Annotated in this window: 13 protein-coding genes; 11 read left to right on the forward strand and 2 right to left on the reverse strand. The window is 61.7% G+C overall.

The features are described 5' to 3' along the window. Window positions 1-27 precede the first annotated feature (27 nt). The 8 genes from GRI69_RS03820 to GRI69_RS03855 all read left to right on the forward strand — a co-directional run bounded on the left by GRI69_RS03820 (window position 28) and on the right by GRI69_RS03855 (window position 10097). On the forward strand, window positions 28-2418 hold the full coding sequence (locus GRI69_RS03820) for a chemotaxis protein CheA (protein WP_160726888.1): 2391 nt from the start codon (window positions 28-30) through the stop codon (window positions 2416-2418). Continuing rightward, window positions 2415-2849, forward strand: coding sequence for a chemotaxis protein CheW (locus tag GRI69_RS03825; RefSeq protein ID WP_160726889.1), 435 nt, complete (start codon window positions 2415-2417; stop codon window positions 2847-2849). Before GRI69_RS03820 ends, GRI69_RS03825 begins: the two co-directional genes overlap by 4 nt. 56 nt (window positions 2850-2905) lie before the next feature. Further along, the gene (locus GRI69_RS03830; RefSeq protein WP_160726890.1) at window positions 2906-3271 is read left to right on the forward strand and encodes a response regulator; all 366 of its coding nucleotides are present in this window, start codon (window positions 2906-2908) and stop codon (window positions 3269-3271) included. Window positions 3272-3289: 18 nt separating this feature from the next. Then, entirely contained in the window at window positions 3290-4384 is a 1095-nt protein-coding gene (gene cheB / locus GRI69_RS03835; protein WP_337191014.1) for a chemotaxis-specific protein-glutamate methyltransferase CheB, read from the forward strand. Beyond that, the gene (locus tag GRI69_RS03840) at window positions 4375-5247 is read left to right on the forward strand and encodes a CheR family methyltransferase (RefSeq protein WP_160726892.1); all 873 of its coding nucleotides are present in this window, start codon (window positions 4375-4377) and stop codon (window positions 5245-5247) included. The genes cheB and GRI69_RS03840 overlap by 10 nt, the downstream gene beginning before the upstream one ends. A gap of 137 nt (window positions 5248-5384) precedes the next feature. Then, a complete protein-coding gene (locus tag GRI69_RS03845) occupies window positions 5385-6923 on the forward strand; it encodes a putative bifunctional diguanylate cyclase/phosphodiesterase (RefSeq protein WP_337191015.1) in 1539 nt (512 codons plus the stop codon). After that, window positions 6920-8698, forward strand: a complete 1779-nt coding sequence (locus GRI69_RS16005) for a methyl-accepting chemotaxis protein (protein ID WP_237452911.1) — start codon at window positions 6920-6922, stop codon at window positions 8696-8698. The genes GRI69_RS03845 and GRI69_RS16005 overlap by 4 nt, the downstream gene beginning before the upstream one ends. 55 nt (window positions 8699-8753) lie before the next feature. Then, on the forward strand, window positions 8754-10097 hold the full coding sequence (locus GRI69_RS03855) for a methyl-accepting chemotaxis protein (protein WP_160726894.1): 1344 nt from the start codon (window positions 8754-8756) through the stop codon (window positions 10095-10097). A gap of 60 nt (window positions 10098-10157) precedes the next feature. Here the strand turns inward: GRI69_RS03855 and GRI69_RS03860 are convergent, their stop codons facing one another. Together GRI69_RS03860 and GRI69_RS03865 are read right to left on the reverse strand one after the other, a co-directional pair. Continuing rightward, on the reverse strand, window positions 10158-13493 hold the full coding sequence (locus GRI69_RS03860; RefSeq protein ID WP_160726895.1) for an amidohydrolase family protein: 3336 nt from the start codon (window positions 13491-13493) through the stop codon (window positions 10158-10160). An 84-nt stretch (window positions 13494-13577) separates the two neighbouring features. Further along, window positions 13578-14606 (reverse strand): LacI family DNA-binding transcriptional regulator, encoded by a 1029-nt coding sequence (locus tag GRI69_RS03865; RefSeq protein ID WP_160726896.1) that lies wholly within the window; start codon window positions 14604-14606, stop codon window positions 13578-13580. A gap of 141 nt (window positions 14607-14747) precedes the next feature. On the opposite strand from GRI69_RS03865, the gene GRI69_RS03870 reads away from it, so the two are divergent. The 3 genes from GRI69_RS03870 to GRI69_RS03880 all read left to right on the forward strand — a co-directional run bounded on the left by GRI69_RS03870 (window position 14748) and on the right by GRI69_RS03880 (window position 20020). Beyond that, complete coding sequence (locus GRI69_RS03870; RefSeq protein ID WP_160726897.1) at window positions 14748-16265, forward strand: flavin-containing monooxygenase; 1518 nt, start codon at window positions 14748-14750, stop codon at window positions 16263-16265. A gap of 33 nt (window positions 16266-16298) precedes the next feature. Beyond that, window positions 16299-17054 (forward strand): competence/damage-inducible protein A, encoded by a 756-nt coding sequence (locus tag GRI69_RS03875; protein WP_160726898.1) that lies wholly within the window; start codon window positions 16299-16301, stop codon window positions 17052-17054. 155 nt (window positions 17055-17209) lie between these two features. Further along, window positions 17210-20020 (forward strand): DUF2339 domain-containing protein, encoded by a 2811-nt coding sequence (locus GRI69_RS03880; protein ID WP_160726899.1) that lies wholly within the window; start codon window positions 17210-17212, stop codon window positions 20018-20020. Window positions 20021-20120: the final 100 nt, after the last annotated feature.

Consider the following 20120-nt stretch of genomic DNA (forward strand, 5'->3'; position numbering starts at 1 on the left):
CCGATAAGAATTGGGGGTCCAAGACCAATGGATGAATTGCTGGCCGATTTCGTCGCGGAAACGCGCGAGATGCTCGAGCAAAGCGGCACCGAGCTGGTCGCATGGGAAGCCGATCCCTCGGACAAGAAGCGCATCGATACGATTTTCCGCTTCGTCCATACCGTCAAGGGCAATTGCGGTTTCTTCGACTTTCCTCGCCTCGAACAGCTGAGCCACGCTGCCGAAGACGCTCTGGCCGAATGCCGTGCAGGCAGACGTGAGCCCGACAGTTCGCTGGTCACCGCCGTACTCGCGATTATCGACCGCATCTCCGAAATGACCGACGCGATCGAAGCGGGCGAAGACTTCTCCGAAGGCAGCGATGACGAGCTGATTTCCGCACTTGCTCCCGACGCCGAGATCGAGGTCCAGAGCGACCTCGAAATCGTCGAAGAGGTGGTCGTCGAAGCGCTGCCCAATGCCGAAAGTGAAGCCGCGGCTCCCAAGGCACCGCGCCAGGCTGTGCAACGTTCGATCCGCCTTCCGGTGGATCTGCTCGACGAAGTCATGAAGGGTGTGTCGGACATGGTTCTGGCGCGCAACGACCTCGCCCGGCGTCTGCGCGAGGCAGGCGAACAGCCGACCATCGACGGCCCATTCGAACGCTTGTCCGCCATTCTGGCCGATGTTCGCACCTCGATCACCCGGATGCGGATGCAACGGCTCGAACATCTCTTCTCTTCGCTCCCGCGCTTGGTGCGCGACCTGTCCAACGAACTCGGCAAGCAGGTCATGGTCGATTTCGAAGGCAGCGAAGTCGAGCTCGACCGCGAAATGATCGAAATGGTCCGCGACCCGCTGACCCACATCATCCGCAACGCGATCGACCACGGCGTCGAAACGCCGGCAACGCGCCTCAAGGCCGGGAAGCGCGAGATCGGCATGCTGAAATTCGCAGCGCGCCAGTCAGGCAACCAGATCAGCCTCGTCATCACCGACGATGGCAGCGGCATCAATATCGACAAGGTCGCTGCCAAGGCGATCGCCAACGGTCTCTACTCGCGTTCCGAGATCGACAAGATGTCGGACAAGCAGAAGCAGAACCTGATCTTCGAACCGGGCCTCTCCACGGCCGACCAAGTTAGCTCGGTCTCCGGCCGCGGTGTCGGGATGGATGTTGTGCGCTCCAATATCGAGCGTGTCGGCGGCTCGATCGAAGTTGCCAGCAAGCTTGGTGAAGGCACCAGTTTCCACCTCCAGTTGCCGCTAACCCTCTCGATCATCGCAGCCCTGACTGTCGGGTCCGGCAATCAGCGCTATGCCATCCCGCGCAGTTATGTCGAAGAAATCGTTTTCGGCAATTCGAGCCATGTTCAGTTTGCACAGGCCGGCGACCGCCGTCTGGTCACGTTCCGCGACAAGCGGGTGCCATGCCTTTCGCTTGGCGAAGTTCTCGGTGCCGAAAGCAATGCAAATTGCCGCTGGGAAGAAAAAACACTCATTCTAGTGCGCTTGGCCAGTGACGATATTTTCGCCCTCGCCGTCGATCGCGTATTCGATCACGAAGACGTTGTGGTAAAGCCCATCGCTCCGGCGATAATGGAAACCCGGCTCTATGCGGGGACGACATTGCTGGACGACGGACGCCCGATGATGCTCATCGATCTCCCCTCCATCGCACAGATGCGCGGGATGGTCGGCGGCGTTCGCACAAAGACGGTCGAATCCGACAAGGATGGACGTCAACAAAAGAGCAAGGCTGTGCCCGTGATGCTATTCGCCGGTCTCGACGGCCGCCACCGGGCCGTGCGTCTCGAACTGGTCCGCCGCATCGAGACCATCTCACGCGATGCGCTCGACATCGAGGGCGAGCGTGCACAGGCAGTCATTGATGGCGAGATCGTGACGCTGGCTGGCCATGACACCGGCCCGCTGCCCGACGGTCGGTGCCGTTTGCTGCGCCTTTCCGACGGAGACCACGAGTTGGTCTACATCGTCAAGGAAGTGCTCGACGCTGCGGATATAACCGACGATGTCGTTCCTAGTGAAGCCGACCGTTCGATCGAAGGCGTGACACTGGTCGGAGGCAAGCCGATTCCATTGCTCGACGGCCATGCCGTGTTCTCACGCTATCGCGCCACGAGAAAGATCGAACATACGCTTACCTGCCGCCTCCCGGGCGAAAGCGAGTGGGCACGCACCATCCTCGAACCGCTGGTGGCGGCTGCCGGTTATCGGATCGCATCGGACGACGACGAGTTCGAGGCCGATCTCGCGATCGCCCTGGCGGAGGAAGGCCAAAGTTCTTCGGCCGTAGCGCGCGAAATCATCCGCCTGCGTCCCGACCCGGAGGACGCCGGTGACGATACCATCTACCGCTACGATCGCGACGGCTTGCTCGCCGCGCTCAAACGCATCCGCACCGGGAGGGCGGCATGAACGAACTGCTACTCATGTGCACCATCGCCGGCCGCCGCGCCGCAATTCCCGCGATCGAAGTCCAGTCGGTGATCGAAGTCGAGGCCATCACTCCTATTCCCGGCACGGCCGACTTTATTCTCGGCCTTACCGCCCTAAGGAGCCAGGCCCTGACAGTCATCGATTGTGCCCTAGCACTCGGCGTTGAAGCTCCAAGCGCTTCGCTCGACAATCGAGCTGCGGTGGTCGAGGTAGAAGGGCATCTATATGCCCTGCTCGTCGAAGAAGCGCATGACGTGGGCGAAGCTCGAAGCGAGCCGGTCGCAGTTCCTGGCGGCTTCGGCGAAGGTTGGCAACGCGCCGCCAAAGGGATGGTCGAAACCGACGGCGGGCCCACATTGCTGGTGGAGATTGCCAGCCTCATTTGTGGACCAATGCGGGAAGCCGCTTAAGCGATTGGTTACCGCCTGCACGTATAAGGAGCAGGTAAGTGAAGGGATCACGAAGAATGAAAAACTGTCTTATCGTCGACGATTCGCGCGTAATCCGGAAGGTGTCGCGCCATATCCTTGAAACCCTCGGCTTTTCGGTGGACGAAGCCGAGAACGGTCAGGAAGGCCTGAACAAGTGCCTCGAGAACATGCCCGATGTGGTGCTTCTCGACTGGAACATGCCGGTGATGACCGGTATCGAATTCATCCACCAGTTGCGCAAGCACGAGGGCGGCGACAAGCCCAAGGTCGTATTCTGCACGACTGAAAACGACGTGGCCCACATCCGCGAAGCCATCAGCGCCGGTGCCGACGAATATGTGATGAAGCCGTTCGACCACGAAACTCTGCAGATCAAGCTCCAGCTCGTCGGCATGGCTTGATCCGAAAGGATACGAGCCGTGGTTACCGCGCTCCGATCGGCAACAGCCGCCAGACCTGACCGACAATCGTCGCCCGGCAACGTTCGTGTCATGCTGGTGGACGACTCGCTCACCGTTCGCACCGTCTTCTCGCGAATGATCGAGCGGGAAAGCGACATGACGATCGTCGCGAGCGCAAGCTCGGCCGAACGCGGCCTGCAAGAGCTGGACAATCGGCGGGCAGACGTGGTTCTGCTCGACCTCGAAATGCCCGGGATGGGCGGAATCGAGGCGCTGCCAAAGATCCTCAGGGCATCGCCGGACACCAAGGTGCTGGTGATCTCGTCGCTGACTGCCGAAGGCGCCGAGCATACCGTCGAAGCGCTGCGCATGGGCGCCGCCGACACGATGCTCAAGCCGCGACCGGGCGGTTTCAACGATGACTACCGCGAGCAACTGCTTGGCAAGATCCGCGCTCTCAAGGGACTGGCGCCCTATGAGCAACCCAGGCCCGCAGCACCTCGCCCCGCCCAGCGGCGGGCAGGCAAGAAGCCGCAAGTTCTCGCGATCGGCGCATCGACGGGCGGCATCCATGCGCTGAACCTTTTCCTGCGGCAGATACCGAAGACGTTCGACCTCCCGATCCTTATCACCCAGCATCTTCCCGACAGTTTCATTCCAGTCTTTGCCAAGCAGATGGAAGTTGCCGCGGGGCGCGAAGCCGTGCTCGCCGACGAGGACGTGGAGATCATGCGCGGCCGCATCGTCATCGCGCCGGGTCATGGCCACATGGTCGTGCGCCGCAAGGGAACGCGCTACGTCACAGGGTTAGCCTTCAACCCGGTAAAAAGCGGCTGTACCCCTTCGGTCGATCCGATGTTCGAAACTCTCGCCGAAGCTTACGAGGGCAAGGTCGCCGGTATCCTGCTGTCCGGAATGGGCCGCGACGGTACCGACGGGGCGGACGCAATCATCAATGCCGGCGGCTCGATCTACACCCAGAGCGCAGATACCTGCGCCGTCTGGGGAATGCCGCGCGACATCACCGAACGCGGGCTGGCTACTGCAGTCGCCCCCCCTGCAGAATTGGCGGACAAGATCCTCGCCAGTGTCGGAGCCGATGCATGGCGCTAGAAGACGCTTCCCACGACATCATTGCCGACCTCCTCAATGCTCGTACCGGACAAACCCTTTCCGAAAGCCGTCGCTGGCGGATTTCCTCGGCACTGTCGGGCCTGTTCCGCGAGTTCGGGATCGAGAACGTCGATCAGCTGGCCTGCATGCTCGAGCGCCCGGGCGAGCATCGGCTTGCCACCCGCGTGGTCGAGGCACTGCTGAATAACGAAACCTATTTTTTCCGCGACCACGCGTATTTTTCGACCCTGGCGAATATTGTCCTGCCCGAACTCGCGAGAAAGCGCGCCGATACCAGGAAAATCACTATCTGGTCGGCAGGCTGCTCGACTGGGCAGGAAGTGCTCAGTCTCGCAATGACCATCTGTGAACAACCGGGTCGCTGGGCGGACTGGACGATTGAGATTCTCGGCACCGACGTCTCGGGCAAGGCCGTCGAACAGGCGCGGACGGGCACCTATTCGCAGTTCGAAATTCAGCGCGGAATTTCGGTCGCGCAGATGCTGAACTTCTTTTCGGAAACGCCGCGGGGCTGGAAGGTCGCCGACAAGGTACTGGCGATGACCCGGTTCGAACAGCGCAACATCCTCGATCTGCCACCCGCGCCAGGACAGTTCGATCTCGTTCTGTGTCGCAATTGCCTGCTCTATTTCGATCCGCAGACACGGCGTAATGCGTTCGAACGGATCGCTGGAGGCATTGCAGCCGACGGATTCCTCATGCTTGGCGCTGGCGAGACGGTGGTAGGACAGACCGACCGGTTCGAACCTGCACCCTGCGGTTCGGCAATGTATGTGCCTAAGGCTGCAGCCGGAGTGTCATCCGTGCTCGGCCGCATTCCAGCACGTGCCGTTAATGGCTGAGCACCCCGGCACTCTTCCGTGTCCGGTCAACTCCGTGAGCGAAGGTACAAGGTAAATATAGGGTTTACCGTTAATTAGCGAATGCGCGCTAGCGATATCGAATATCGATCCGACCGCGCCACCGAGGGGAAACTTGCGTGCGATCACATTCCGACACGGCTCGGCAAGCCACCAGCCTGATGATTTTCGCACCTCTCGCGTCGCTTGCGGGTATCGCGATTGTCACGGCCGTGTTGGCCGTTTTTGGGCCGCGGTTCGGGATTGGCTCGATCAACGCCATCCTAGGTGGCGGTTTCATCGCCCTGCTTGCCAGCATTGGCAGTTTCGCGGTCATGGGCGTCAGGCACCTGCGAAAGCTGGAGAGGCTTTCCAACAGCGACGCGCTGACCATGCTACCCAATCGCCGCGCGCTGCATCGTGACATTTCCGAAATCATGTCGCCGGATCAGGAAGTTGCACTCGCAATAGTCGATCTGGACGGGTTCAAGATCATTAATGATCACTACGGCCATATCCTGGGTGATGCGACCATCAAGGAAATTGCCCGGATCATTCGCAACATCTGCGGCGAGGACGCTAACCTGTATCGGCTTGGCGGTGACGAATATGCCATCCTGATGAGCGGAGAGCTGGCCGGCACCCTGCTGGAGGGCCACTGCCGAAGAATTATCGAGCGACTGGCAAAATCCATCAAGATCGACGATCGGCGCCTTACGCTGGGCGCCAGCATCGGTCTCGCGCGAAACGCTCCCGGACAACAATTGTCTTCCTCCGAAACGCTGCGCCGCGCAGATGTCGCCATGTATGCCTCCAAGCGCGGCGGCAAGATGCGTTGCACATGGTTCAACGAAGCTTTCGACCGCAGCCGCGAACAGATAAAACTGCTCGACGACGAACTCCGTCAGGCGTTGGCACTCGGCCAGTTCCGGATGCACTACCAGCCGCTGGTGGACAGCACGACACGCAAGATAGTCTCAGTGGAAAGCCTGCTGCGATGGGATCGGCCTGATGGGAAGGCCGTAGGCCCCAATACCTTCATCCCGGTAGCCGAGGAATCCGGCCTCATCAATCCGATCGGGCTGTGGGTGCTCCGGCAGGCTTGCTGCGATGCGCTCGAATGGAAGGGCGTTACGCTGTCGGTAAACATTTCGGCCGCCCAGCTCCGCAATCCGGAATTCCCGATCCAGCTCGGTCATATCCTCGAGGAGACCGGCTTCGATCCCGAACTGCTGGAATTGGAGATCACGGAAACGTGCCTCGTGCTCGACCCGGTCGTGGCCGAGCGCAGTCTCAATTTGATCCGGGGTTTCGGAGTCAGCGTTGCACTCGACGATTTTGGCACCGGCTATGCGTCGATCGGTTTCCTACGCCAGTTCCGCTTTCAGAAACTCAAGCTTGACCGGAGCCTAGTGGTACAAGCTTCCAAAGACGAATCCAGCCGGGCGATGATGCTGTCCAGCATCACCATGGCGCAAGCGATGAAGATGTCGGTAACCGCCGAAGGTGTCGAGACGCTGGAACAAGCCGACATGGTCCGCGCGGCAGGCTGCGACCAGATTCAAGGCTGGCTCTATTTCAAGGCCATGCCGGCAGACGAAATCAAGCAACATCTCGGGAAAAGGATCGATGTGGTCGATGCCGGGGAAAATGACGGCCGGGAGGCCAAGGTAGCATGAACGCGATGACGGACAACTTCGCCACGGCCGAGTTGGACACTGGCAAATATTATTCGGATGAAATTGCCGAAGATCGCGCCATTCTGGCAGACATTGGTACGGGCGGCGAAGGTTTGCGCGGCAAGTTCGCCGACCTGTCGATCGGCGGGAAGCTGAGCCTCGTGGCTTTTGCAAACATCGGTGCGGTCGTCTTCATCCTGCTCTCCATCGTGGTAGGCGGCTGGACGGCAATAGAAATGCGGCAAGAGCGCATGCAGATCTCTGAGATGCTGATCCTTTCGACCGAGCTTCAATCGAACACCGACCGCGCGTTGCTGCAGATGCAGCGTTTCACGAACGGGAGCAACGTTGCCGCGCTTTCGTCTGCCGGAGAAAGTCTTGAAGAGGCTCGCCGCGACCTCAACTCCCTCGAGCGCGGAGCGCGTATTGTGGCACCCGCTCAGATTGGCAAAATCGAAGAATTACGAGCGGCTTTGGACAATCTCGTCAGCACCCTCGCGCGCCAGCAAACCGCAATCGACGTGACGAGTCGATCCGTCTTGGCAGAAACATCACTCGCCGAGGGCGAAGCTTTCGGTGAACTTGCCCGGCAATTGAAGACAGACCTCTTCCGAAGCGGACAGGCAAGCGATGCCGCGGGCGAGAACACGATCATGTGGCTGTTCATGGCCTTTTTCTCGGTTGCGCTGATCGGCATCACCGCGATCCTTCTGTCGACACGCATTATTGCACGGGACATCGCCGGTACCGTCAGCGAACTGACCGATACTTCCGAACGTCTGGCAACCGGCGACAAGTCGATCCAGATACCCGGGCTCGAACGGCGCGACGAACTCGGCGGCCTCGCTCGCTCGCTGCACGTGTTCCTTCGCGCAGCCTTCAGGCTTGAAAGAATGTCGGCGGAAAAGGATGCGTTGCGTACCGAGCGCGGACAGGACCTTCGGCGATTTGCGATGCAGTTCGAAAGCACTGTGGGCGAGGTAGTAAACGGGGTCGCGGCGGCATCGACTCAGCTCAAATCTACTGCATCCTCAATGGCTGCAGCTGCCGAGCAGGCAACGGTCGAGTCCGGATCGGTATCGAACGCCATGGAACAGGCTTCGGGCGGCGTCACCGCCGCTGCCGCGGCATCGGACGAATTTGCCATGTCGATCGGCGAGATCAGCCGACAGGCTTCGCACTCGGCCGAACTGGCCCGCAAGGCATCGGACGATGCCGAAAGTGCTGACGAAACCATATCCACACTCGCAACCTCGGCCGACCAGGTCGGGCAAATCGTCGAACTCATCCAGTCGATCGCGAAGCGCACAAACCTGCTTGCACTCAATGCATCGATCGAGGCTGCACGCGGAGGCGAGGCCGGACGCGGTTTCGCGGTAGTCGCCAGCGAGGTGAAGGAACTCGCGGCGCAGACCAGCCGGGCGACCGAAGAAATCGCCGATCAAATCCGTGCCATGCAGGATTCGACCGGGGCAAGCGTCAGTGCGCTTCGTTCGATCGGTGAACAGATCAAGCAGCTGGAAACGACCGCGATCTCCATTGCCAGCGCCGTCGATCAACAATCGGTGGCCGGTCAAGACCTCGCGCGCAGCATCGACCTAGCCGCCCGCTCGACCGACGAAGTTTCCAGCAGCATCGTCCAGGTGCGTGAAGCCAGTGTCGCGACTGGGGCGGCAGCCAGCCAAGTTCTTGGCTCCGCCACTTCGCTGGAATCGCAGGCAAGCGTGCTGCGCCGGCAGGTAGATGAGTTTTTGCAGCATGTGAGGGCTGCCTGAACCGGGGGCCGGTTTCAGACGGTGAATTGAGAACGAATTGGGGGAGAGGCTTGGGATGAACGCGCATAGCACGATGATTGGCGAGGAACTGCGCCGTGAGATTGCTGAAGTCGAAGGCGTCATAGCCGCCTCGACCACGCGTTATTCGGGCCTGACGGCCTGGCTCATGGACAAACCGCTGAAGGATAAGGCGGAGATCGCTTCACTGTTCTCACTTGGCGGCCTGGTAGTCGTCGCGGCTGCCGCACTGTTCGGGCTTTCAGACCCCGAACAGGCGGGTGCAGCGCGCTGGGTGGTGATCGGTGTAACAGGCGTGTCGCTACTCGGCGGCGTCTTGAGCCTGCGTTTCATCCTTAGCCACGTGATCGAACCCTTCCAGCATGTTTCTGGAGAAATGGGCCGCCTAGCCAGCGGATCGCGCGATATCGATGTCGGCGATACCGGGCGCTCGGACGAAATCGGCGAGCTGTCCCGTTCGCTCGAGGTGTTTGCCAAGTCCGGCCACAAGCTCGACGAACTGTTCGCCGGTCGGAAGGCGGCTTCCGAGCAGCGCAAACAGGAGCTTATTCGTCTCGCAGACAGTTTCGAGAAAAGTGTCGGCGATGTCGTGGGAGGCGTGGCTGCGGCTTCGAGCCAGCTCAACGCGGCGGCGGGATCGATGGCAAATACTGCCGAGCATGCTGCCGGGCAGGCGAGCCAGGTGAGTGGCGCGATGGAGCAGGCCTCCGGCGGTGTGACCGCAGCCGCGGCGGCTTCGGATGAATTCGCCATGTCGATCGGCGAGATCAGTCGTCAGGCAGCAAATTCCGCCGAACTGGCGCGCAAGGCATCGCTGAACGCGGAAGGAGCCGACGAAACGATCGGTGCACTTGCTACCTCGGCCGACCAGGTCGGCCAGATCGTAGAACTCATCCAGTCGATCGCCCAGCGCACCAACCTACTGGCTCTCAACGCCAGCATTGAGGCTGCGCGCGGCGGCGAGGCTGGCCGCGGATTCGCCGTGGTGGCGAGCGAAGTGAAGGAACTCGCCGCACAGACCAGCCGGGCAACCGAGGAAGTTTCCGAACAGATCCAGGCCATGCAAGCCTCGACGGGTGCCAGTGTCAGCGCGCTGCGCTCTATCGGCGACCAGATCAAGCAACTCGAGACGACCGCAATCTCGATCGCCAGCGCAGTCGACCAGCAATCGGTTGCCGGTCAGGATCTCGCGCGCAGCATCGACCGCGCAGCGCAAGGAACGGACGAAGTCGCCAATCATCTCGAAAGCATGCGGGACACCAGCATGGCGGCCGGAGCGACTGCAAGCCAGGTTCTGGCTTCGTCGAGCGATCTCGAGACGCAAGCCTCGACCTTGCGCGACAAGGTCGACGAATTCCTGTTCCATATCCGCGCAGCCTGACCGGTCGCCGCTATGCCTGAAGAAGGGCGGCCCGGCGCAAGCCGGTGCCGCCCTTTCTCGTCATTCCCACCAATACGGAAGACGGCGCTCGTCGCCGGTCTCGACCTCGTTCATCGTGCGCGAATCATAGAGCCGCCCGCCAAGCATGACCTGGGCGATATCGTCGGAATTGCGAATGTCCTGTCCGGGATCGGCGGTAAGGATCAGGAGGTCGGCCAATTTTCCGACTTCGAGGCTGCCAATATCGCGCTCCATCCCGAGCGATTTGGCTGACTCGATCGTACCTGCACGAAGGGCCTCGACGGGCGACATGCCCCCGCGCACGAAGCTCCACAGTTCCCAATGCGCCGCGATACCCGCCTGCTGGCCGTGTGCACCGATGCTGACCTTGACGCCACGCTCTGCAAGTTTCTTGGCCTCGCGAGCAGCATTGTCGTCGACGAACGCCCAATCCGGTGCGGTTATCCGCCGCCCCGTTTCCGCTAGGAGCATCTTGGGCGGCGTATGGACCATTAGCGGGTTGTCGAAAACATCCGTCGCCTGACGCCAGTAGGGATCGCCTGCCAGGCCGCCATATGTCACCGCCAATGTGGGCGTGTAATTGGTGTCAGATCCGGCAAACATCTGCAGCAGGTCTTCATACATGACATCGACCGGGATGTTATGTTCGAGGGTCGAATTGCCGTCTGCAATCAGGTTGACATCCATCCCGAAGAGCGAGCCACCCTCCGCCACCACCAACATGTTTTCGGCGCGTGCGGCAGCCACCACCTGCTGGCGCTGTTCGCGGCGCGGCTGGTTGTAGTTCTTCACGCTAATGCCACCCTGCGCCTTGATCCGGCGAACATGCGCCAGCGCATCCTCATAACTGTCGATCCGGGCATAGACGCTTGGGGCCTTGGCACCGTAGATGATCTCGCCCGTCGAGAAGATGCGCGGAGCCAGAAGGCTGCCCGCCTGCTGCCGTTCGGCCGCAGCAAAGATCATGCTGGCCGATGAGGATGGATCGTGCAGCGTCGTGGTGCCAAGGGCGAGGTTCTGGACCAGCGACCAGTTCTGCTGCGGGATGAGATCGCCTACGCCCTGCGGGCCATGAGCGTGCGCATCGACGAGGCCCGGAACGATCGTCCGCCCGGCCGCATCGACCACGGTCGCACCAGATGGGACGGTAACGCTAGATGCCGGACCGATTGCGGCGATCCGATCGCCCTCGATCAAGATCGTGCCGTTCTCGATCGTGCCTGCCGCGTCGCCAGCCATGGTGTGGATACGGGCGCCGGTGATTGCGACCGTCCCGCTGGCCTTGTCGGCGCGGATGGTCCGGGCCAGCGAGGTTCCGTTGTCTGGCGGAGTGAACCCGGGCGCCTCCGCCGCTTGCGGTGCGCTCGGCGTGAGCGCCGTGGTGCTGGCACGGTAAAGTACCGGCCCCATCGACCAGTGCAGGGTCGAGCCGTTTTCGGTCCAGCCGATATAATCCGCCCCGCCCTTGCTAACCTTGGTCACTGGAAGCGAACTTGCCTTTTCTCCTACAGTGACGGTCTGTCCGCCCGGGAGCAGGGGCATGGCGAAGACTTCGTAATTCTGGCGGAAAGCGACATAATCGCCGCGTGGACTGACCTTGAAGTCATTGGCCAGATCGCCCTGTGCGTGAACGCGGCGGGCTTCACCATTGGTGTCGCTGGAGATGAGTTGCAGATTGCCGCCTTCTCGCGCGAGCATGAAGATGCGCTCGGCATCGGCACCATATTGCGGCGTGGACGTATCGCGTGCGATCAGGCGCGGCGTGCCGCCATTGGCAGAAACGGCATAGACGCCTTCGTTTTCCGAATAGTTGGGTGAGGTCAGATAGCCACCGCCGCGCTTTTCGAACACGATGGTCTCACCATCGGGCGAGAATTGGGGCACCGCGTAATGTCCCTGCTGGCGGGTTACCACCCGCTCTCCCCGGCCGCGAGGATCCACCGTGACGATGTTGCCGAGACCGTCATCGGTCCAGCGCACGAAGGCGATCCGTTGCCCGTCGCGCGACCACGTGGGCCATAGCTCCAGGCCATCGCGCTCGCCCGCAATAAGCTGGCGAGGCGCGGCATCGCTGCCCACCGGCTTAACATAGAGCTTGCCGAGGCTTTCGAAAACCACGGTGCGCCCGTCGGGCGAAACGGTGGCAAACCGCGGGATTTTGGCGGTGAAGCTTTCCGGCGCGACATCGATGACCGGATGCGGTGCTTCCGCGACCAAGCGGGTGTCGGAGATGGAGAACGGAATGACGCTGTCACCCGAACCATCGGCGGCAACACGGCGCAGCTTGCCGCCCGCCCAGACCACCATGCTCTCGCTATCGGGCATCCAGTCCATGATCGGATAGACACCGTAAACGGCCCAGGTCTCCTGCAGGTCGAGATCGAGCGCACCGTAGATCATGCGCTCCTCCCCGGTCGAGAGGTCCTTCACCCAAAGCTGCGACTGGTCCTTGTCGCGCCGCACGAAGGCGAGGCTCTGGCCATCGGGCGAAGGCGTGGGGCGGACGGCGCCGCCATAGCCGCCGACGGCAGTCGTCACTTCGCCGGTGTCTATATCGTAGCGTTCGATGTTGAAGATGCCCTGGGTCGAATCCTGCGCATATTCGAAGATCGGCCCCGTGGTAACGTTGCGGGTGTAGTAGATCGCGTTGCCATCGGGCGCGTAGATCGGTTCGCCGAGTTCTTTTTGCAGAGCCTCGCTGGCGCGCTTGACCAGCTGAACCCCTCCGCCGCCGGAAACGTGGTAGAGCCAGATTTCGCCGGTCCCTGCGCTGCGCTGCGTGGTGAAATGCTTCTTGGCGACGATATAGCGCCCGTCCGGCGACCAGCTGGGCTGGTTGAGCAGGCGGAAGTCTTCTTTGGTCACCTGCAGCTTGTTCGAACCGTCACGATCCATCAGCCAGATGTTGTCGCCGCCGGCACGGTCGGAAATGAAGGCGATGCGACTGCCGTCGGGCGAAAACCGCGGCTGGATTTCCCAGGCTAGCCCCTCTGCAATGCGGGTCGGCGTACCGCCCGAAACCGGCATGGTATAGATGTCGCCAAGCATGGAGAAGACGAGCGTGCTGCCATCGGGCGACACGTCGACATCCATCCACGTGCCTTCGTCGGTATTGATGGCAACTTCGCGCAAGGTCGCGCCGCGCGGCGCAGTGATGTCCCAGCCCTCTTCCTTCTCGCCTTCACCGGGGATCGGAACGGTAGCAGGTGCCGCATCCACGGCCTCCCCGCTTCCTTCGGGGGGCAATTCGTCCTGCGAGGCATCGACTTCCTGCTCTTCGACCGGGTTGGGGCTCGGCTGGGGTTCTTCGCTTTGTGCATGGGCGGAACCTGCACAGAGCACGAGTGCGAGGGCGGAAGCGATACTGGTCTTCATGATTTGGGTCTCTCCCCTTGAGATAGGCGGGGAGGCTTAGACGGTGCGAAGCGATCTTGGCAAACCGCCAATCGACAAGCTGCGTTATTTGACGCTCGAACGCTCCACAAGGCGAACGGGAACCCGCCGCTCGGCGCGCTCTCCATCGCCCGCCAGTGCAGTTTCGACAAGCATCCGGCCCGCTTCTGCGAAGTCCGGCTCGACAGTCGTGAGCGGCGGATTGCTGAATTCGCCCGAACCCAGACCGTCGAAGCCGACTACACCCACCTGCCCAGGCACCGCAAGACCGCGAGAGGCCAGCTCTTCGAGCGCTCCCAACGCCATGGCGTCGCATGCGAAGAATAGACCATCGAAAGCTTGGCCGTCATCGCATAGCTGACTGACTGCGATCCGCCCTTGGGAAACACGGTCTTCGCCCGACGAAACGACCGGCTCCCGCGCAGGCAGACCGGCCTTTTCCATAGCATGACGATAGCCCTCGTAACGCTCACGGAACTGCTTCTGCGAGGAATGGGGATCGCCCACGAAAACGATATTCTTCGCCCCTCCCGCAGACAGTCGCTCGACCGCCAGCCGTCCGCCATCGGCATTGTCGGAGCGGACCCATACGGCATCGTCGAACGGAGAACCCCAGAAAGCGATGGAGTCGCTGGCGGCTGCAACCTCGCGAAAGTAGTTCCAGGCCGCCTCGTTCGTTGCCGTACCGATCACCACCACGCCGTCCGCCTGCCTGCGTCCGACATAATGACCGAAGAGTTCGTCTTCCCTCGCTTGGAACGATACCAAGGCTTCATAGCCGCGTTCGGCGGCGGCTGCGCAGGTGCTGCCGAGCAGGCTGTAGTAGAAAGGATTGATGGCAGCCGGCCCCTGGCCATCGCGTCCGATCACGACGATGGCGATGGTGCCCGTTTCGCCCTTCCGCAGGCCCGCAGCCCTCGTGTTCACATGATAGCCGAGTTCCGCTGCGGCCTGCTCGACGCGGCGGCGGGTGGATTCGGTGATGGTTTCCGAACCCGACAACGCGCGGCTGACAGTCGACTGGCTGACCCCGGCGCGCTCCGCAACGTCGATCGACGTGACCCGATGCGGACGGCCGTTTCCAACTTTCGTCATGCTATCTCCTCAAGCCCGACCGAGCCCTAGACCAGAGAATTGGCGAAAGCGAGTGCCCGGATGACGTCGCCGAATGCGTGGATAGGTTGCACGGCGCAACTTACGCTTTCCCTCCGCGCCCGCATTTAGTAACGTTCCTGCATGGGAGAGAGACCAGCAAGCAACCGCGCGACCGATTTCGACGTGCTTATCGTCGGCGCCGGCATTTCCGGCATCGGCATGGCCGCACATATGCGGGAGAAAATCCCGGATCACAGTTTCGCCATCGTGGAGCAGCGCGAGAACCTCGGGGGGACATGGGATCTTTTCCGCTACCCCGGCGTGCGGTCGGACAGCGACATGCACACGCTCGGTTTCGAATTCGAACCGTGGAAACATGAAAAGTCGATAGCCGATGCGCCTGCGATCCTCGAATATCTCGACCAGATCGTGGACGAACGCGACATTCGCCGCCACATCCGTTTCGGACATAAGGTCATCTCTGCGGACTGGCGCGGTGCAGATGCCCGCTGGCAGGTCACGCTCGAAACTTCGGACGGCGAGCGCAAGTTGCTCACCGCGAATTGGCTCTATCTCGGATCGGGCTATTACGATTACGACGAACCCTATGATCCCGGTTTCGATTTCGGCGATTTCACCGGTCAGGTGATCCACCCGCAATTCTGGCCCGAGGATCTCGATTACGCGGGCAAGAAAGTCATCGTGATCGGTTCGGGCGCGACAGCGGTGACCATCGTTCCTTCGGTGGCCCGGCGGGCGGCCAAGGTCACCATGCTCCAGCGCACGCCGACATGGATGTTCTCGCGCCCGGCGAAGGACGGATTTGCGAACTTCCTGCGCAAGATCTTGCCCGAAAAGACGGCTTACCGCATCACGCGCTGGAAAAATATCAAGCTGCAGGACATCGGTTTCAAGCGCGCGCGAACAAGCCCGCAAAAGGTCGGCGAGTTCCTGCACAAGAAGATTAGGAAGATCATGGGGGAGGATTTCGATCTCGAGCCCTTCACGCCCCCTTACAATCCTTGGGACCAGCGCCTTTGCCTGGTGCCCGACGACGATCTTTTCGAAGCGATAAAAGGCGGCAAGGCCGATGTGGTCACTGGCCGGATAAAGGCCTTCGAGAAGGGCGGCGTCCGACTCGAGGACGGAAGTTTCCTCCCCGCCGATATCGTGGTGACCGCCACCGGTCTCAAGTTGGCCGTAGCCGGCAAGATCACGCTGACAGTCGAGGGTGAACCGGTCGATCTGGCCCAGCGTTTCTACTACAAGGGCTGCATGTTCTCGAACCTGCCCAACCTCGCGGTGGTTTTCGGCTATCTCAATGCCAGCTGGACATTGCGGGCAGATATAAACTCGGATTACGTCTGCCGCGTCCTCGCTGAAATGAAGGCGAGCGGCAGCGACGTCGCCGTTCCCGTCCTTCCTGACTCCCTTGATCTTGAAGAAGACGACATCTTCGATTTCTCATCCGGCTATATCCAACGTGCCAAGCACATCATGCCGAAGAACGCTGTGAATTACCCATGGCGGCTGAACCAGGAATACGTGATCGACCGCAAGCGCATGCGCGCCGATCCGGTCGACGATGGCATCCTCTCTCTACGGCGCCGGGGTGCGAATGCGCGCGAAACCCACGAAAGGCTCGAAGCTGCGGAGTAGCTTTCGCGAACCAGCCGCACTACGTGGTCGGGCATGACTGATCGTATCTACACCGCCGGCCTCGTAGTGATCGGCGACGAAATCCTTTCCGGGCGGACGCACGACAAGAACATCGCGCAAGTCGCCAGCTGGCTGCAGGTGCAGGGCATTCGCCTCTCCGAAGTGCGCGTGGTGCCCGATGTGATCGAACGGATCGTCGAAGCGGTCAACGCGCTGCGCGAAGCCAACGACTACCTGTTCACAACGGGCGGGATCGGGCCCACGCATGACGACATTACCGTCGACGCGGTTTCTCAAGCGCTTGGCGTGCCGGTGATAATTCATCCCGAAGCGCGCGCCATTCTGGAAAAATACTATACCGACAAGGGCGGGCTCAACGAAGGCCGACTGCGCATGGCGCGGACGCCCGAGGGTGCCGAACTGATACCCAACCGCATGTCCGGCGCGCCGGGCATACGGATCGGTAGTATCCACCTTATGGCAGGTGTTCCGCACATTACCGCAGGCATGCTCGATGCCCTCACAGGCACGCTCAAGGGCGGCGCCCCGCTCATTGCCGAGACCGTTGGCGGGTTCATCCCCGAGAGCGAAGTGTCCGGTCTGCTCCGTGAGGTCGAGAAGGCCCACGAGAATTGCCAGATCGGCAGCTATCCCTTCTTCCGCGAAGGCCGCGTCGGCTCGAACTTCGTCATCCGCTCCACCGACCCGGCCGAACTCGATGCCTGCATGGCAGAGCTCTGCAAGGGGCTGGAAGAGGCAGGCTTTGCATTTACCCCCGGCGGAATCTGACCGGCACTTGCGCAGCGCCGCACTGGGGTTAGCCTGAATTTCGATGCTCTGGCTCTTCGTCTTCGCTCTCATCGCTGCCTGCGTTCTCCTTTTCCAGCGCACAGGCGGCCGAGCGCAGGATCGGCGAACTGGAAGATCGGCATACGGAGCAGGCATTGCGTTTGCTCGCGCTGGCATCGTCCGATGCTTCCGCCCCATCCGCGCAGGAGTCCGACGATGTTCAGGGGATCGAACCGGAGACCTCGCCGGAGAAGTTGGCTGAATCCGCCCAAGCACCTGCCGTAACCCTTCGCAGGTCGGCGGAGGCGGTGGCTACGACAGAGATACCTCCATCGGAAGCATCCGAACGCGAGACTCAGCCAAGCGAACCGGCACTTGCAGCCGATGGCCAGCCATCCCGCTTCAGCCTCGATTTCGAAGACATCTTCGGGCGCCGCTTGCCGATCTGGGCAGGCGGAATAACGCTCGCCGTCGCAGGCGTGTTTCTTGTGCGGTATTCGATCGAGGCTGGTCTGCTCACACCTGTCGTGCGCGTCGCACTCTCGTTTCTCTTTGGGCTTCTACTCCTGGCGGGAGCCGAAATCGCCTACCGCTACGAGGACCGCATCCGCGACGAGCGCGTGAGGCAGGCATTGGCCGGCGCCGGTCTCGCGACATTATATGCGGGGTTTTACCTTGCGGGCACACAATACGGGCTGATCGGCCAGAGCGTCGCCTTCCTCGGTCTCGCCGCCGTGACCGCCCTGGCCATCTTCCTGTCCTACCGTTTCGGACTGCCGAGCGCGGTGCTTGGCCTGGTTGGAGGTTTTGCCGCCCCCGCTCTTGTCGGGGGAGAAGACGCCAACCTGCCCATGCTGGCGCTTTATCTCGCGCTGGTCACAGGTGGCCTCACACAAACCGCCAATCGCCAGAGCCGCTCCTGGCTGGGCCTCGGTGCGCTGGCAGGCGGGCTCGGCTGGGGCGCGCTACTGTTGATAGGCGGAGACTTTGCCTTTGCCGACATTCTCGCGCTCGGCCTCTATTTCATTGTGCTCGGCACAATCGTTCCGGCCTTCCTCGAGATCGAGCGGTTCGAACAACCCATCCGCATCGCGGCAGCCGCTCTCGCTGGCCTGCAATTGGCAGTGCTGGTCGACGAAGGCGGGTACAAGTTGCTGGCTTGGGGCCTCTACCTGCTCCTCGGCGCAGCACTGGCATGGTTCGGATGGCGCAGGCCGGAGATGCGTGCCGGCAGTGCGATGGCTGCGGCCATTGGTATTGTCCTGCTTGCCCTGTGGCCCGCTCCCGATCCAATGAGTTTCGCCCTGGTCGCGGCGGGACTCGCGGCGCTGTTCGCGCTGGTCGCGCTCGGCCTGCTCCGCTGGAAAGACGGTGATTCGCTGGAAGCGTTGAGCGTGGCCACTGTGCCGCTCGCCACCGGACTGGTGACGCTCTGGACGTTTGGCAGTCTCGACGGCGATACGGTGCGCGCATGGGAGGGAATGGGGCTCCTCGTACTCTCCGCCCTGCCCGCCGCTGCCGTGACGATATTGTGGGCGCGCAAGGCACAGGGCGAGCTTGCGGCCAACCTCGCCAGCGCAGGGCTGCTGGTCTTCCTCGCCACTGCTTGCCTGTTGCCCAACGTGACCATGCCTTTCACCGCCAGTGCCATAGCAGTGGGGCTCGCATGGCTCCTGCGGGGGCGGATGGGCGAGAGCCGCTCCCTCTCCGCATTGCTCTGGTTAGCGGCCGTTGGTACTTTACTGACACTGCCCATCAGCGACACGCGATTTGCCGAGATTGAAACCCTGTTTGCGGGTGCGAGCGAGTGGTCGCCGCTGTCGTTCCTTCGCTGGCTCGCGGCCGGGTTACCTTGGGCAGCGATTGCCCTGATCCGTCCGGAAGGCCGGGACCGCGCGGTTGCGGAATTCGTTACCGCCCTCCTGCTCTTCGCCGCACTCGCCCAAATGCTGGCCCCCATTTGGCTAGTCTGGGTTGCAGCGACACTGGTCGCGGGGGTAAGTGTGAAATGGCCGGAAAGGTCGATCGCTACGCTGGCGCTTATCCTGTGTATTGCCCTCTGGGCCCTCGCACCTTTGGGAGACTGGCTGGCCGAAGGGATTGGAGCGCTTTCCGGCGAGCCAATGCTGCTGAGCTACCTGCCCAGCCTGCGGCAGGTTCTCGGCTTTGTCCTTCCGCTGACAATTGCCTTAGCCATGACGCGTGTGCGCATCCTGAGCTATTTGGAGCGAGCCGTGCCGTTGTTCTGGGCCGCGGTGCCTTTAGCCCTGATCGTGGCGCATGTGCTCTTCAAGCAGGTTCTTGCGCTCGATTCCTCGCCCGATTTCGCCTCGCGCGGGCTGGCGGAGCGCACCCTCTGGGAGGCTCTTCTTCTTGCTGTCGGGTGGGGCGCCTGGTTCCGCCTCAAGCAGCGCCAGCTGGCTACCGCCTTTGCTGCGACTGCGTCCGCCCACTTCTTCTGGTTTACCAGCCTGTTGCACAATCCCTTGTGGGACCATCAGGCAGTCGGGCCGGTTCCGCTCGCCAACCTTGCACTTGCCGCCTACGCGGTGGGAATTGGGTCGCTCCTGTCTATCCGGCACTGGCTTCCCGCAATGAGACGCTGGATCGACATTGCGGTGATGGTGCTGGCGACTCTAGGCGCCATGACGCTGCTCCGGCAGGTCTTCGCAGGGTCTTTTCTGGACACACTGCCCCTATCGCAGAGCGAGGACCTACTGCGCTCGCTCGTCGGAATCCTGCTCGCTATCGCTTTCCTGCTGATCGGTAGCGCCCGAGGCGAGCGGCTGTGGCGGGTCGGATCGCTGGTGTTGATGACGGGCACCGTACTGAAAGTCTTCATCTTCGACACCGCTGGTCTCGAAGGACTGTTGCGTATTGCCAGCTTTGTCGCTCTGGGCGCCAGCCTGATCGGCATCGGCTGGTTCTATTCACGCCAATTGAAGGTCGCGCCGCCTGGACAATAAGAAAGGGCCGGAGGTTTCCCCCCGGCCCTTTTCCTGTTCGCTGCCACTTATCGACCGCTTGAGCGCTGACAGCCCTCGAGCAGCGAAGCGGCAGGGCTGA

The organism is Qipengyuania vulgaris, from assembly GCF_009827325.1.
Classification (GTDB): domain Bacteria; phylum Pseudomonadota; class Alphaproteobacteria; order Sphingomonadales; family Sphingomonadaceae; genus Qipengyuania; species Qipengyuania vulgaris.

Coding starts and splice junctions, on each gene's coding strand:
- GRI69_RS03820 (WP_160726888.1), top strand. CDS start 28: ATGGATGAATTGCTGGCCGATTTCGTCGCGGAAACGCGCGAGATGCTC.
- GRI69_RS03825 (WP_160726889.1), top strand. CDS start 2,415: ATGAACGAACTGCTACTCATGTGCACCATCGCCGGCCGCCGCGCCGCA.
- GRI69_RS03830 (WP_160726890.1), top strand. CDS start 2,906: ATGAAAAACTGTCTTATCGTCGACGATTCGCGCGTAATCCGGAAGGTG.
- GRI69_RS03840 (WP_160726892.1), top strand. CDS start 4,375: ATGGCGCTAGAAGACGCTTCCCACGACATCATTGCCGACCTCCTCAAT.
- GRI69_RS16005 (WP_237452911.1), top strand. CDS start 6,920: ATGAACGCGATGACGGACAACTTCGCCACGGCCGAGTTGGACACTGGC.
- GRI69_RS03855 (WP_160726894.1), top strand. CDS start 8,754: ATGAACGCGCATAGCACGATGATTGGCGAGGAACTGCGCCGTGAGATT.
- GRI69_RS03860 (WP_160726895.1), bottom strand. CDS start 13,493: ATGAAGACCAGTATCGCTTCCGCCCTCGCACTCGTGCTCTGTGCAGGT.
- GRI69_RS03865 (WP_160726896.1), bottom strand. CDS start 14,606: ATGACGAAAGTTGGAAACGGCCGTCCGCATCGGGTCACGTCGATCGAC.
- GRI69_RS03870 (WP_160726897.1), top strand. CDS start 14,748: ATGGGAGAGAGACCAGCAAGCAACCGCGCGACCGATTTCGACGTGCTT.
- GRI69_RS03875 (WP_160726898.1), top strand. CDS start 16,299: ATGACTGATCGTATCTACACCGCCGGCCTCGTAGTGATCGGCGACGAA.